This window comes from Mycobacterium hainanense, from assembly GCF_041890355.1.
GTDB lineage: Bacteria > Actinomycetota > Actinomycetes > Mycobacteriales > Mycobacteriaceae > Mycobacterium > Mycobacterium hainanense.
The window spans coordinates 3,674,000-3,688,263 of the sequence record NZ_CP169059.1; the positions used below are offsets into that span (position 1 = coordinate 3,674,000).

At 69.6% G+C, this 14,264-nt stretch carries 15 protein-coding genes; 6 read left to right on the plus strand and 9 right to left on the minus strand.

Annotated features, from left to right (window positions below):
- The first annotated feature begins 1 nt into the window (after position 1).
- Entirely contained in the window at positions 2-3,523 is a 3,522-nt protein-coding gene (car, locus tag ACEL92_RS16860) for a carboxylic acid reductase (protein WP_374021869.1), read from the plus strand.
- A 61-nt stretch (positions 3,524-3,584) separates the two neighbouring features.
- Here the strand turns inward: car and ACEL92_RS16865 are convergent, their stop codons facing one another.
- The 6 genes from ACEL92_RS16865 to ruvC all read right to left on the minus strand — a co-directional run bounded on the left by ACEL92_RS16865 (position 3,585) and on the right by ruvC (position 8,066).
- Entirely contained in the window at positions 3,585-4,274 is a 690-nt protein-coding gene (locus ACEL92_RS16865; protein WP_374021870.1) for a hypothetical protein, read from the minus strand.
- Between the two features lie 128 nt (positions 4,275-4,402).
- Complete coding sequence (locus ACEL92_RS16870; protein ID WP_374021871.1) at positions 4,403-4,789, minus strand: DUF1304 domain-containing protein; 387 nt, start codon at positions 4,787-4,789, stop codon at positions 4,403-4,405.
- Between the two features lie 125 nt (positions 4,790-4,914).
- Positions 4,915-5,586, minus strand: coding sequence for a hypothetical protein (locus ACEL92_RS16875; protein WP_374021872.1), 672 nt, complete (start codon positions 5,584-5,586; stop codon positions 4,915-4,917).
- Between the two features lie 283 nt (positions 5,587-5,869).
- On the minus strand, positions 5,870-6,925 hold the full coding sequence (gene ruvB, locus ACEL92_RS16880) for a Holliday junction branch migration DNA helicase RuvB (RefSeq protein WP_374021873.1): 1,056 nt from the start codon (positions 6,923-6,925) through the stop codon (positions 5,870-5,872).
- On the minus strand, positions 6,922-7,515 hold the full coding sequence (gene ruvA / locus ACEL92_RS16885; protein ID WP_374021874.1) for a Holliday junction branch migration protein RuvA: 594 nt from the start codon (positions 7,513-7,515) through the stop codon (positions 6,922-6,924). Before ruvA ends, ruvB begins: the two co-directional genes overlap by 4 nt.
- The gene (gene ruvC, locus ACEL92_RS16890; protein ID WP_374021875.1) at positions 7,512-8,066 is read right to left on the minus strand and encodes a crossover junction endodeoxyribonuclease RuvC; all 555 of its coding nucleotides are present in this window, start codon (positions 8,064-8,066) and stop codon (positions 7,512-7,514) included. The genes ruvA and ruvC overlap by 4 nt, the downstream gene beginning before the upstream one ends.
- A gap of 180 nt (positions 8,067-8,246) precedes the next feature.
- Here ruvC and ACEL92_RS16895 point away from each other — a divergent pair, with 180 nt between their 5' ends.
- Genes ACEL92_RS16895 through ACEL92_RS16915 form a run of 5 tightly spaced genes read left to right on the plus strand, consistent with a single transcriptional unit; the run spans position 8,247 to position 11,869 of the window.
- On the plus strand, positions 8,247-8,858 hold the full coding sequence (locus ACEL92_RS16895) for a DUF4178 domain-containing protein (RefSeq protein WP_374021876.1): 612 nt from the start codon (positions 8,247-8,249) through the stop codon (positions 8,856-8,858).
- Between the two features lie 9 nt (positions 8,859-8,867).
- Positions 8,868-9,371, plus strand: coding sequence for a DUF2617 family protein (locus tag ACEL92_RS16900; RefSeq protein WP_374021877.1), 504 nt, complete (start codon positions 8,868-8,870; stop codon positions 9,369-9,371).
- Complete coding sequence (locus ACEL92_RS16905) at positions 9,368-9,799, plus strand: DUF4247 domain-containing protein (protein ID WP_374021878.1); 432 nt, start codon at positions 9,368-9,370, stop codon at positions 9,797-9,799. The genes ACEL92_RS16900 and ACEL92_RS16905 overlap by 4 nt, the downstream gene beginning before the upstream one ends.
- Before the next feature lie 31 nt (positions 9,800-9,830).
- Positions 9,831-10,286, plus strand: a complete 456-nt coding sequence (locus ACEL92_RS16910; RefSeq protein WP_374021879.1) for a DUF350 domain-containing protein — start codon at positions 9,831-9,833, stop codon at positions 10,284-10,286.
- Positions 10,283-11,869 carry a polyamine aminopropyltransferase gene (locus ACEL92_RS16915; RefSeq protein ID WP_374021880.1) on the plus strand — a complete coding sequence of 529 codons (1,587 nt, stop codon included), beginning with the start codon at positions 10,283-10,285 and terminating at the stop codon, positions 11,867-11,869. Before ACEL92_RS16910 ends, ACEL92_RS16915 begins: the two co-directional genes overlap by 4 nt.
- A gap of 60 nt (positions 11,870-11,929) precedes the next feature.
- Here the strand turns inward: ACEL92_RS16915 and ACEL92_RS16920 are convergent, their stop codons facing one another.
- The 3 genes from ACEL92_RS16920 to tesB all read right to left on the minus strand — a co-directional run bounded on the left by ACEL92_RS16920 (position 11,930) and on the right by tesB (position 14,259).
- Complete coding sequence (locus ACEL92_RS16920; protein ID WP_068084934.1) at positions 11,930-12,685, minus strand: YebC/PmpR family DNA-binding transcriptional regulator; 756 nt, start codon at positions 12,683-12,685, stop codon at positions 11,930-11,932.
- 135 nt (positions 12,686-12,820) lie between these two features.
- A complete protein-coding gene (pdxT, locus tag ACEL92_RS16925; protein ID WP_374021881.1) occupies positions 12,821-13,417 on the minus strand; it encodes a pyridoxal 5'-phosphate synthase glutaminase subunit PdxT in 597 nt (198 codons plus the stop codon).
- Entirely contained in the window at positions 13,414-14,259 is an 846-nt protein-coding gene (gene tesB, locus ACEL92_RS16930; RefSeq protein WP_374021882.1) for an acyl-CoA thioesterase II, read from the minus strand. The genes pdxT and tesB overlap by 4 nt, the downstream gene beginning before the upstream one ends.
- Positions 14,260-14,264 lie beyond the last annotated feature (5 nt).

Here is a 14,264-nt window from a genome sequence, read left to right on the forward strand (position 1 = left end):
TATGTCGACCATCAATCACGACGAGCGGCTCGAGCGCCGCATCGAGGACCTGACCGCCAACGACCCCCAGTTCGCCGCCGCCCGCCCCGACCCGGCGATCGAAGCGGCGCTCGAACAGCCCGGGCTGCGCCTCCCGCAGGTGATCCGGACCGTACTCGAGGGGTATGCGGACCGCCCAGCCCTGGCGCAGCGCGCCGTGGAGTTCGTCAAGGACCCGGCGAGCGGACGTAGCCGGCTGGGGTTGCTTTCCCGATTCGAGACGCTCACCTATCGCGAACTGGGCGAACGGGTTTCAGCGCTCGGCCGCGCCTGGTCCCACGACGAGGTGCACACCGGCGACCGGGTCTGCGTGCTGGGCTTCAACAGTGTCGACTACACCACCATCGACATGGCGCTGGCGACGATCAGCGCGGTGTCGGTCCCGCTGCAGACCAGCGCGTCGCTGACCTCGCTGCAGCCGATCGTGGCCGAGACCGAGCCCACCGTGATCGCGGCGAGCGCCAACCAGCTGCCCGACGCCGTGGAGTTGATCCTGAGTGGCCACCGGCCCGCCAAGCTGGTGGTGTTCGACTACCACCCGCAGGTCGACGACGAGCGGGAGGCGGTGGAGACCGCCCGCACCCGGCTCGCCGACACCGACGTGGTGGTGGAGACGCTCGCCGAGGTGCTCGAGCGCGGCAAGGCGTTGCCGGACGCGCCGCTGCCGACCAGCGACGAACCCGACCCCCTGGCCCTGCTGATCTACACCTCCGGCAGCACCGGCGCGCCCAAGGGCGCGATGTACCCGCAGAGCAACGTCGCCAAGATCTGGCGCCGGGGCAGCAGGAACTGGTTCGGTGAGAGCGCGGCGTCGATCACCCTGAACTTCATGCCGATGAGCCACGTCATGGGCCGCGGCATCCTCTACGGCACGCTCGGCAACGGCGGCACGGCCTACTTCGCGGCCAAGAGCGACCTCTCCACCCTGCTCGAGGACCTCGAGCTGGTGCGGCCGACCGAGCTGAACTTCGTGCCGCGCATCTGGGAGACCCTGTTCGGGGAATTCCAGCGCGTCGTCGACCGGCGGCTGTCCGAGGGCGGCGACCGTGCCGCGATCGAGGCCGAGGTCCTGGCCGAGCAGCGCCAGTACCTGCTGGGCGGGCGATACATCTTCGCGATGACGGGCTCGGCGCCCACCTCGCCGGAGCTGCGCGCCTGGGTCGAGTCGCTGCTCGAGATGCACCTGATGGACGGCTACGGCTCCACCGAGGCCGGCATGGTGCTGTTCGACGGCGAGATTCAGCGCCCGCCGGTGATCGACTACAAGCTCGTCGATGTGCCGGACCTGGGCTACTTCAGCACCGACCGGCCGTACCCGCGCGGGGAATTGTTGTTGCGGACCGAGAACATGTTCCCCGGCTACTACAAGCGGGCCGAGACCACCGCCAACGTGTTCGACGAGGACGGCTACTACCGGACCGGCGACGTGTTCGCCGAGGTCGCACCCGACAAGCTGGTGTATGTCGACCGCCGCAACAACGTGCTCAAGCTGGCGCAGGGCGAGTTCGTGACACTGGCCAAGCTGGAGGCCGAGTTCGGCAACAGCCCGCTGGTGCGCCAGATCTACGTCTACGGCAACAGCTCCCAGCCCTACCTGCTGGCCGTCGTGGTCCCGACGGACGAGGCGCTGGCCTCGGGTGACCTGGAGACGCTCAAACCCAAGATCGCCGACTCGCTGCAGAACGTCGCGCGTCAGGCCGGGCTGCAGTCCTACGAGGTGCCGCGCGACTTCATCATCGAGACCACCCCGTTCAGCCTGGAGAACGGCCTGTTGACCGGGATCCGCAAGCTGGCGTGGCCGAAGCTCAAGGCGCACTACGGCGAGCGGCTCGAGCAGCTCTATGCCGAGCTGGCCGAGGGGCAGGCCAACGAGCTGGCCGAACTGCGGCGCAACGGCGCGAACGCACCCGTGCTGCAGACCGTGACCCGGGCCGCCGCTGCCATGCTGGGCACGGCGAGCAGTGAGCTGACGCCTGACGCGCACTTCACCGACCTCGGCGGCGACTCGTTGTCGGCGTTGACCTTCGGAAACCTGCTGCGCGAGATCTTCGACATCGACGTCCCCGTGGGCGTCATCGTCAGCCCGGCCAGCGACCTGGCGGCCATCGCCAACTACATCGAGGGCGAGCGGCAGGGCACCAAGCGGCCCACCTTCGCCGCCGTCCACGGCCGTGACGCGACCGAGGTGCACGCCAGCGACCTGACCCTGGACAAGTTCCTCGAGGCCGAGACGCTGGCAGCCGCGCCCAGCCTGCCCAAGCCCACTACCGAGGTGCGCACAGTGCTGTTGACCGGGGCGACCGGCTTCCTGGGCCGCTACCTCGCGCTGGAATGGCTCGAGCGCATGGACATGGTCGACGGCAAGGTGATTGCGCTGGTTCGCGCCAAGTCCGACGCCGAAGCCCGCGTCCGGCTGGACAAGACCTTCGACAGTGGAGACCCCAAGCTGTTGGCGCACTACCAGCAGCTGGCGGCCGACCACCTGGAGGTCATCGCCGGCGACAAGGGCGAGGCCAACCTCGGCCTGGACCAGCAGACCTGGCAGTGGCTGGCCGACACGGTCGACCTGATCGTCGACCCGGCGGCCCTGGTCAACCACGTGCTGCCCTACAGCGAGCTGTTCGGTCCCAACGCACTGGGCACCGCCGAACTGATCCGCATCGCGCTCACCACCAAGCTCAAGCCGTACACCTACGTGTCGACGATCGGCGTCGGTGACCAGATCAAGCCCGGTCAGTTCGTCGAGGACGCCGACATCCGCCGGATCAGCGCCACCCGCGCGATCAACGACAACTACGCCAACGGCTACGGCAACAGCAAGTGGGCCGGCGAGGTGCTGCTCCGCGAGGCGCACGACCTGTGCGGCCTGCCCGTCGCGGTGTTCCGGTGCGACATGATCCTGGCCGACACCACCTACGCCGGCCAGCTCAACCTGCCGGACATGTTCACCCGGCTGATGCTGAGCCTGGTCGCCACCGGTGTCGCGCCCGGCTCGTTCTACGAGCTGGACGCCGAGGGTAACCGCCAGCGTTCGCACTACGACGGCTTGCCGGTCGAGTTCATCGCCTCGGCAATCTCGACGCTCGGGGCGCAGGTGTTGGACACTGCCGCTCAAGGCGACGGGTTCCAGACCTACCACGTGATGAACCCCTACGACGACGGCATCGGTCTCGACGAGTACGTCGACTGGCTGATCGATGCGGGCTACGGGATCCAGCGCATCGCCGACTACGGCGAATGGCTGCGGCGGTTCGAGCAGACGATGCGGGGCCTGCCGGAACGGCAGCGCCAGTACTCGCTGCTGCCCCTGCTGCACAACTACCAGAAGCCCGAGAAGCCGATGCGCGGTTCGCTGGCCCCGACCGAGAAGTTCCGCGCCGCGGTGCAGGAGGCGAAAATCGGCCCGGACAAGGACATCCCGCATGTCTCGCCGCCGATCATCGTCAAGTACATCACCGACCTGCAGTTGCTCGGACTGCTGTAAGGGCACCAAAGACCGATCGCCAGCCTGGTTTCAGGCTGGCGATCGGTCTTGTGTGAGCGCGTTACTGCGAAGGATGCGGCCAGCGCAGGTACGCGGCGTTGGCGCCCGTCGCCGCGCCCGAGCGCTGCCGACGCCACCCGCGCTTCGGCTCCGGGTCGGCAGCGCTGCGTGGCTTGGTCAGCGCGCCCGAAGACACCTCGGCCGGCTCGTACGTCGGCTCCCGGTACGGTTCGACGACCGGCGCCGCGGGGGCCGCCGCCGCGACGGGCTGCACGTCGCGCGCGAGCCGCACGGCCGTGCGCGCCAGCACCACACCGCCCACGAAGACGATCAGCGCACCCAGTCCGGAGAAGTAGCTGACCTCGAGGACCGCCCGCTTGCGGTCGGTCGCGGCGACCGGGTCACCGGCAGAGCCGATGCCCAGCAGCGGCGCGAACTGGCCACCCACGATGAACCAGGCGCCGGCCAGGACCGCCAGCCAGCCGCCCAGCATCGCCGCGACGCGGTTTCCGGCGACGATCAGCAAGAGTCCGCCGAGCACGGTCGCCGCTCCCGGCAGCACCTCGAGCCACCCTCGGGCCGTGCTCCACGCCCACTCCCGATCGGGCGTGTAGGCGAAGTTGAACCGCGGTCCGACAAACGGTATTAACGCCCCCCAGGCTCCCAGAATGACCAGGAGCAGTCCGCTGACCGCGCCTCGCGAACGCGGCATGCTCAGCCCGCGGGTTTGGCCGTCTTCTGCGTATTTCATGACATCCCCTCGTTAAATACCGGGTCTATTTCCGGCGCGGGATGGGTACCCGGCGGTTCCCGCTCGTAACCCATCGGGCACGCGGAACTCACTGCCCGCGGTGACCATTGTGGCTGGTGGGGCAGTTGTTAATGGACGAGGTCGAGCAGCAACAGCACGATCGCGATGACCGGAAAGACGCCCTGCGTCACCGCCGCACGCGCCTTTTCCGGTGCCGACAGGAGCAGAACCACGGCGGCCGCGGCCATGGACCCGACGCCGGCGAAGATCAGCGCCGCGCCGACGGCGTTGTGGCGCAAGATGATCGACGCGATGCCGAGGGCGGTCACGACGGCCAGGAACAGGTTGTAGAAGCCTTGGTTGAAAGCCAGCAGCTTGGTGGTCTCGGCCTCCTCGGCCGTCGTGCCGAACGTGGCGCGGGTGCGCGGCGAGGTCCAGGTCAACGATTCCATCACGAAGATGTAGACGTGCAATAAAGCCGCCAGTCCGGCGAATACCAACGCGGCGGTGATCATCGCTCCTCCTCGGGGTCGAGGCCTGCGCGTGGGCACGCCAACTGTACCGACCTGCCGACACCCGGACTGCTCGGACACGAAAGGGCGCCGGTAGCCAGGGGCTACCGGCGCCTCCCGCGTACCGGTTACACGCCGGCGTGGTGGTGCCGGTGGAACAGGCCGCCACCGGCGCGCCGACCGAAGAAGCCACGCCCGCGGGGCTCGGCTACCTGGTCCGTCGGCGCCGCCGTCACGCCGCGCGTCTCGTCGTACATGGCCGGGCCGCCCGCCGGGACCGCGCCGGCAGCCACCGGGGCGGGTTCGGTCACCACGACGTCTCGCGCGTGCCGCACCGCCAGGCGCGCCACGGCCGCCCCGCCCAGGAACACGATCAGGGCACCCAGACCGGTGAAGTAGGTGACCTCGAGCAGGGCTCGTTTCAGGTCCGTCGACGCGACCGGTTGACCGACGTCGCCGATGCGCAGGATCGGCGCGAACGCGCGGCCGACCACGAACCAGGCGCCGCCAACGACCGCCAGCCAACCGCCGAAGACGGCGCTGGCGCGGTTACCGGACAAGAGGACCAGCAGACCACCGAGTGCCGCCGCGGCCCCGGGGAGCACCTCGAGCCAACCCTTGGTCGTGGTCCACGTCCACGCCGGGTCGGCCATGTACGCCCAGTCGATGTTGGGCCCGAAGAACGGCACCAGCGCGCCCCAGGCGCCCAACAGAATCAGGAAAAGCCCGGTTAGCGCGCCGCGAGTACGTGGCATGTACAGCGCGCGAGGGCGTTCATTGTCGTAGCGCGTGGTCCTCATCAGAATCTCCTTCAACAGGTGTTACTGCTGTGAGCCTGGTTACCCGACGATGCCGGCGCGTAACCGATCACGGCGGCCGCGGGAAGTTAGCTGGAACCGCGATGGGTGTCGCGGCGACGTGGTGGCGGCGGCCTGAGCAGGCCAAAGAGCGCAGGCGCGAACGGTCACGGGCCGGCTCACCCGCAAAGGTCACGATTTGGTCGCGGAAGCCTTGGCGCTCGCGGTCGTCACTGGTCGAATGGTGCCGACCCGCTTCGCCCGGCTACGCCGCGCTCGCGGTCGTCTAGTCGAACAGACCGGGTTGGCCCAGCCCCGTGACACCCGCCGGCGGGCTCATGCCCAAATGCGTCCACGCCTGCGCGGTGGCGACCCGGCCCCGCGGCGTGCGGGCGACCATCCCCGCGCGCACCAGGAAGGGCTCGCACACCTCCTCGACCGTGGTCGCCTCTTCGCCCACGGCCACCGCCAGCGTCGAGACCCCGACCGGGCCGCCGCCGAAGCTGCGGGTCAGGGCCGACAGCACCGCCCGGTCCAGCCGGTCCAAGCCGAGTTCGTCGACGTCGTAGACCGCCAGCGCGGCCTTGGCGACGTCGCGGGTGATCACCCCGTCGGCGCGCACCTCGGCGAAGTCGCGGACCCGGCGCAGCAGCCGGTTGGCGATGCGCGGCGTCCCACGCGAGCGCCGGGCGATCTCCTCGGCCGCCTCGTCGCCCAGCTCGATGCCGAGGATGCCGGCGGAACGGGCCAGCACCCGCTCCAGCTCGGCGGGCTCGTAGAAGTCCATGTGCGCGGTGAACCCGAACCGGTCGCGCAGCGGGCCGGTCAGCGCGCCGGACCGGGTGGTGGCGCCGACCAGGGTGAAGGGCGCCACCTCCAGGGGTATCGACGTCGCCCCGGGGCCCTTGCCGACCACGACGTCGACGCGGAAGTCCTCCATCGCCAGGTACAGCATTTCCTCGGCGGGCCTGGCGATGCGGTGAATCTCGTCGATGAACAGCACGTCGTGCTCGACCAGGTTGGACAGCATCGCGGCCAGGTCACCGGCGCGTTCCAGCGCGGGACCCGACGTCACCCGCAACGAGGACCCGAGCTCGGCGGCGATGATCATGGCCAGCGACGTCTTGCCCAGCCCCGGCGGACCCGACAACAGGATGTGATCCGGTGTGCCGCCGCGGTTCTTGGCGCCCTCGATGACCAGCTGGAGCTGTTCGCGCACCCGCGGCTGACCGATGAACTCCCGCAGCGAGCGTGGCCGCAGGCTGACGTCGACGTCGCCCTCCCCGACGGCCAGCGCCGGGGACAGCTCGCGGTCGGCGAAGTCGTCGTCGGGGCTGCTCATCGGGACTTGCCCAGCAGCGAGAGGGCGGCGCGCAGGGCGCCGGACGTCGTGGCGTCCTGATCGGTGGCCAGCACCTTGTCGGTGGCCTCCTCGGCCTGCTTGACCGCGAAGCCCAGGCCGACCAGGGCCTCGACCACCGGCCCGCGCACCCCGTGCCCGTTCACCACGGACGCGGGTGCGCCCGCCGACACCGCGCCCACCTTGTCCCGCAGCTCGAGCACCATCCGTTCGGCCCCGCGTTTGCCGATCCCGGGGACCCGGGTCAGCGCGACGACGTCGCTGTCGTGCAGGACCTGCCGCAGCGCCGCGGCGTCGTGCACCGCCAGCGTCGCCATCGCCAGGCGCGGGCCCACCCCCGACACGGTCAGCAGGGTCAGGAACAGGTCGCGGGTCTCGGCGTCGGTGAACCCGTACAGCGTCATCGAGTCCTCCCGCACCACCATCGCGGTGATCAGGCGCGCCTCGGTCCCGGTGCGCAGCGTGGCCAGTGTCGACGGCGTTGCGTTCACCCGGTAGCCGACGCCGGCGGCCTCGATGACCGCATGGTCGAGCGCCACCTCGAGCACCTCACCCCGTACCGAGGCGATCATCGCGCGGCCTTCAGCTTGGCCAGGTACGCGTGCCGCTGCTGCGCGGCCAGCGCCTCGGCAGCGGCCATCCGGGCCATCATCGGCGCGCGCCAGCAATGGCAGATCGCCAAAGCCAGCGCATCCGCGGCGTCCGCCGGGGTCGGCTTGGCTTGCAGCGCAAGGATTTTCGTGACCATCGCGGTGACCTGAGCCTTGTCGGCTGCGCCGTTGCCCGTCACCGCGGCCTTGACCTCGCTGGGGGTGTGGAAATGCACGTCGATGCCGCGCTTGGCCGCCGCCAGCGCCACCACCCCGCCGGCCTGCGCGGTGCCCATCACCGTCGACACGTTCAGCTGGGAGAACACCCGCTCGATCGCGACGACGTCCGGTTGGTGGGTGGCCAGCCAATGCTCGACGGCGTCGCTGATGGTCAACAGCCGCTTGGCCAGCGGCGCATCCGACGGTGTCCGCACCACGTCCACGTCCAGCGCGACCACGTTTCGCCCGCGCCCACTTTCCACGACCGACAGTCCGCATCGGGTCAGCCCGGGGTCGATGCCCATCACGCGCATTGCCCGCTCCCACCTGTAGAACAGCTGTTCGATACCCTAGCGGCCGGGACCGACGGCCGTGCGCAGGACACGCGGCGGTATCGCTGATTCCGGGCCGCGACGTTACAACGCCGAACCCACCGAAAAGCTGTTAGCTTTACGTCACGTTCGCTCAAGACAGGTGGCAACGGAAGGGCTCGCGTGGGATCACTGCTGGTCGTCATCGCGATCGTGCTGTTCATCGCGTCCATCGTCGTACTCGTCATCGCTTTGCGGCGCCCCAAGCAACCGACCACCCCACGCGGCCGCCAGGATCCGCTCTCATTCAACGCGATGCCGGAGTTCGGTCCGCGGCAACTGGGCCCCGGCGCCATCGTGAGCTACGGCGGCGTCGATTACGTCGTGCGCGGATCGGTGACGTACCGCGAGGGCCCGTTCGTGTGGTGGGAACACCTGCTGGAGGGCGGCGACCAGCCGATCTGGTTCAGCGTCGAGGAGGACGACGGGCGCCTCGAGCTGGCGATGTGGGTCAGTCGCAAGGACCTCGTGCTGCAGCCGGGCGGCCAGTACGTGGTCGACGGGGTGACGTTTCACGAGTCGGAACGCGGTCGCGCCTCGTTCACCACCGAGGGCACCACGGGCCTGCCCGCGGGCGGCGAGATGGAGTTCGTCGACTGCGCCAATTCCGATGAGTCCCTACTGCTCTCGTTCGAGCGCTGGGCGCCGGGCATGCCGTGGGAGGTCTCGACCGGCAAATTGGTGCTGGCCGGCGAGCTGACCGTGTACCCGGCACCCCCACCCTCGTCCTCCTAGGACGCGCCGGTGCCGCTTCATCAGCTCGCCGTAGCCCCTTCGGACGTGTCGGGGCAGAAACTCGGACTCGCGCTCAACGCGCCCGCGCCGCCACCGCTGGCGACCTGCGTGCTGCACCACCCCGGCGGCGGCGCGCTGCGGCTCGGGGTCCTCGGCGCGTCGCACGTCGTCACGGTCGAGCACGCGACGGGCCGGTTCTCCGAGGAGGTTTCGTGCACGGCGCGCGGCCTCGGCGTCGACCTGCCCGAGCGCACGGCCGCGCCCGGCTACTCCCTTCAGTCGCGCACGGACACTTATGACGAGGGCACCTTCCGCCGCCTGGCGCGCGATCTTCGTGACCGCTGCGCGCGCGAAACGGGTTGGCTTGGCGGCTCCTTCCCCGGTGACGACGCCGCGCTGACCGCGCTGGCCGCCGAACCCGACGGCGCCGGTTGGCACTGGCGGACCTGGCACCTGTATCCGACCGGCGGTGGCGGCATGGTCGTCCACACGACCAGCAGGTGGCATCCGTGAGCCGCAACCGCCTGTTCGTGATCGCCGGCGTGCTGGCCGCCGCCGCCACGGTCTGCTTGGTGTTCGGAATCATCCTGTCGCGGAAGAACATTGCCTCCTACATCGCCGGCCACTATCACGAGTACGCCCACGACGCGAACGGGACGCGTTACGAATGCAGCGGCTCCGCCGACGACGTGGCCGACACGCTCGCCGACTATCAGGCCCCCGAGGCGCGTGCCGCCAACGGCGACAACGAGTACCTGCGCTACAGCAACAACATCGTGACCGTCGGCCCCGACGGCAATCACCCGTGCAGCATCCGTCTGGAAAGCCTGAACGCCGGATACAGCCACGGCGCGTTCATCTTCCTCGGCCCCGGCTTCACGCCCGGCTCCCCCTCGGGTGGCGCCGGGGGCAGCCCGGGCGGCCCGGGCGGAACCAAGTGACCTCTAGCCGGAAACGCAAAGGAGACCGACCATGTACCTCGCGATCGATTTCGGATCCACCAACTTCGGCACGATCGCCCAGGGCGTGCTCGCCGTCGTCCTGTACTTCGCGGTCGGCGTCGTCGTCCTGATCGCCGGCTTCCTGATGGTGGACGTCCTCACCCCCGGCAGCCTGCGCCAGCTGGTATTCATCGACAAGCGCCCGAACGCGGTCGTCCTCGCCTCCGCCATGTACATCGCGCTCGCCATCGTCATCATCAGCGCCATCGCGAGCAGCTACAGCCAGCTGGGCCAGGGACTCGTCGGCGTCGCGGTCTACGGACTGGTGGGTGTCTTGCTGCAGGGCGGGGCGCTGCTGATCCTGCAGATCGCGGTGCCCGGTAAGTTCCGCGAGCACGTCGACGAGCCCGAGCTGCATCCGGCTGCTTTTGCCACCGCCACCATGCTGGTGGCGGTGGGAGGAGTGATCGCGGCCGCCATCTCATGACCTCAACGGAAAGCCGGGCAGCGCCTTCCGTCGCCTCGGCGGCGCTGCCCGGGCGGTGGCGGGCCGTGCTGCTGGCCGCCGTCGCGGCCTGCGCGGCGTCCGGAATCATCTACGAACTCGCGCTGCTGACGCTGGCGGCGAGCCTGAACGGCGGCGGCATCGTCGCCACCTCGTTGATCGTCGCGGGCTACATCGCCGCGCTCGGGGTGGGCGCCCTGGTGGTCAAGCCGCTGCTGGCGCACGCGGCCGTCGCGTTCGTCGCGGTGGAGGTGCTGCTGAGCATCGTCGGTGGCTTGTCGGCCGCGGCGCTCTACACGGTGTTCGCGTTCATCGACGACGAGTCAATGTGGATGCTGGCGCTGGGCACGGCCTTAATCGGTGGGCTGGTCGGCGCCGAGGTGCCGCTGCTGATGACCATGCTGCAACGCGGCCGCAGCGGCGCGGCGCCCGACACCGGCCGGACGCTGGCCAACCTCAACGCGGCCGACTATCTCGGTGCGCTGCTGGGCGGCCTGGTGTGGCCGTTCCTGCTGCTGCCGCAGCTGGGCATGATCCGCGGCGCGGCGGCCACCGGCGTCGTCAACCTGGTCGCCGCGGCCGTCGTGGCGGTCTTCGTGCTGCGCCGGCTGGTTTCGGCCCGGCAGCTGGCGATGACCCTGTGCGCGCTGGCCGCGGCGCTGGCGTTGCTGGCGACGCTGCTGGCGCGTTCCGCCGACATCGAGACAACGAGCCGGCAACGGCTCTACGCCGACCCGATCATCGCCTACCAGCACTCGGCCTACCAGGAGATCGTGGTCACCCAGCGCGGCAACGACATGCGGCTCTACCTGGACGGCGGCCTGCAGTTCTCCACCCGGGACGAATACCGCTACACCGAAAGCCTGGTCTACCCCGCGCTGGGGGCCAACGCGCGAACAGTGCTCGTGCTCGGCGGCGGCGACGGGCTGGTGGCCCGCGAACTGCTGCGCCAGCCGGGCATCACGACGATCGTGCAGGTGGAACTCGACCCCGCGGTGATCCAGCTCGCGCGCACCACCATGCGCAGGGCCAACGGCGGCTCCCTGGACAGCCCGCGCGTCAAGGTGGTGATCGACGACGCCATGCGCTGGTTGCGCTCGCCGCACCCCGACGTCGTCCCGCCTGCGGGTTTCGACGCGATCATCGTCGACCTTCCCGACCCCGACACCCCGGTGCTGGGCCGGCTCTACTCGACGGAGTTCTACGCGCTGGTGGGGCACGCGCTGGCCGCCGACGGTCTCATGGTCGTGCAGGCCGGCAGCCCGTTCTCAACGCAGACCGCGTTCTGGCGCACCACCTCGTCGATCCGCGCCGCCGGCTACGCGGTGACGCCGTATCACGTCTACGTGCCGACGTTCGGCGACTGGGGTTTCACCCTGGCGCACCGCGGGTCCAGCCCGCCCGCACCCACCGTGCCGCCGAACGCGCCCCCGCTGCGCTTCCTCAATCAGCAGGTGCTCGACGCCGCCACGGTGTTTCCCGACGACACCCGGCCCCGCGCTCTGGACCCGTCAACGTTGGACAATCCGCGCATCGTCGAGGACATGCGGCACGGATACGACTAGTTTCAATGGCGCCGACCCGCGGCGCCCGGCGCCAGCGCCGCGCTTGCGATCGGCGACTAGTCAGTCCTCGTCGAGGGCGGCCAAGACCTCATCGGACAGGTCGACATTGGTCCAGACGTTCTGCACGTCGTCGCTGTCTTCGAGGGCGTCGACAAGCTTGAACACCTTCCGGGCGCCGTCGACGTCGACCGGCACGCTGACCGAAGGCTGGAAGCTGGCCTCGGCTGACTCGTAGTCGATGCCGGCGTCCTGCAGGGCGGTCCGCACGGCGACCAGATCGGTTGGCTCGGAGATGATTTCGAAGCTGTCGCCGAGGTCGTTGACGTCCTCGGCGCCCGCGTCAAGCACGGCGGCCAGCAGGTCGTCCTCGGTCAGGCCGTTCTTCTCCAGCGTGACGACGCCCTTGCGGGTGAACAGATACGACACCGAACCCGGGTCGGCCATCGTGCCGCCGTTGCGGGTCACCGCCACCCGGACCTCGCCGGCCGCGCGGTTGCGATTGTCGGTCAGACATTCGATCAGCACCGCCACACCGTTGGGACCGTAGCCCTCGTACATGATCGTCTGGTAGTCCGCGCCGCCGGCTTCCTCGCCGGCGCCGCGCTTGCGGGCGCGCTCGATGTTGTCGTTGGGCACCGACGTCTTCTTGGCCTTCTGAATGGCGTCATACAGCGTCGGGTTGCCCGCCGGGTCCCCCCCGCCGGTACGGGCCGCGACCTCGATGTTCTTGATCAGCCGGGCAAACTCCTTGCCGCGGCGCGCGTCCTTGACGGCCTTCTGGTGCTTGGTGGTGGCCCACTTGGAATGGCCGCTCATCGGTGTTTCTTACCTCTTCTGTCTTCGAAAGTTCGCCAGACGAGTCTACGTGGGCGTTGGACCTCGCCGAGCGTCACGCCAGCGTGGCTGTCGGCGCCGAGCGTCACGCCAGCGTGACACCCAGGCGTCGGCGTGTCAGGCGAGCCCGTTGACGATGTCAACGAAGAGCTGGTGAACGCGGCGATCACCGGTCATCTCGGGATGAAAGGCCGTCGCCAGATTCTTGCCCTGCCGCACCGCGACCGTGTGTCCGGCCGCTTCGGCCAGCGCCTGCACGCCGTCGCCGGACCGCTCGACCCACGGCGCGCGGATGAACACCGCGCGCACCGGACCGTCCAGACCGGCGAACGGTATGTCGCCCTCGAAGGAATCGACCTGACGGCCGAATGCGTTGCGCCGCACGGTCATATCGATCGCCCGCAGCGGCAGCGCCTCCCGCCCGCCCGCGCCGGCGTCCAGGATTTCGCTGGCGAGCAGGATCATGCCCGCGCATGCGCCGTAGGCGGGCAGCCCGTCGGCCAGCAGCCCGCGCAGCGGCTCCAGCAGATCAAGGTCCAACAGCAGGTGGCTCATCGTGGTGGACTCCCCGCCGGGTATGACCAGGCCGTCGACCTTCTCCAGCTCGGCGCGGCGCCGCACCGGCATCGAATCGGCCCCGGCCTCGCCCAGCGCCGCCAGGTGCTCGCGGGTGTCGCCCTGCAGCGCCAGCACGCCGATGCGCGGCGCGTTCACTGCGCGGTGGGCTGAAATCCGCGCGGAAAGCGGGTCAGCCCCTCCTGCATGACCGCCGCCACCATCTCGCCGGACTGCGTGAAGATCTTGCCCTGGCACAGCGAGCGGCCGCCGCTGGCCGACGGCGACGACTGGTCGTAGAGCAGCCATTCGTCGGCCCGGAAAGCCCGCATGAACCACATCGCGTGGTCCAGCGACGCCACTTGCAGATGCTCGCGGACGTCGAGGTGGGTGACCTGCGCCGATCCCAGCAACGTGAGGTCGCTCATGTAGGCCAGCGCGCAGATGTGCAGCACCGGGTCGTCGGGCAGCGGGTCGCGGTGGCGAAACCACACCTGCTGCTGGGAGGCCTTGCCGGGCGAGAACTGCAGTTGGTCGCGCGGCACGATGCAGACGTCCCACTCCTCGAACTGCTTGAAGCCGGCGTCGTCGAACACCTTGATCGAGTCCAGGCCGGGCAGCCCGTCGGGTGGCGGCGCCGGCGGCATGACGTCCTGGTGGTGGATGCCCTCCTGATCGGTCTGGAAGGACGCCCCCATGCTGAAGATGATTTCGCCGTGCTGAATCGCGTTGACGCGCCGGGTGGCGAACGAGCCGCCGTCGCGGGTGCGTTCCACGATGAAGACCGTGGGCTGGTTGGCGTCCCCGGGCCGCAGGAAATAGCCGTGCAGCGAGTGCACCTGGTAGCGCGGGTCTACGGTGCGCACCGCCGAGACCAGCGACTGGCCCGCGACGTGGCCGCCGAACGTGCGCTGGAAGTATCCGGATTCCGGGCTGAACACCCGGCCGCGGTAGATATTGACCTCTAGTTGCTCCAGATCAAGGATCTCTTCGATCGCCACCAACA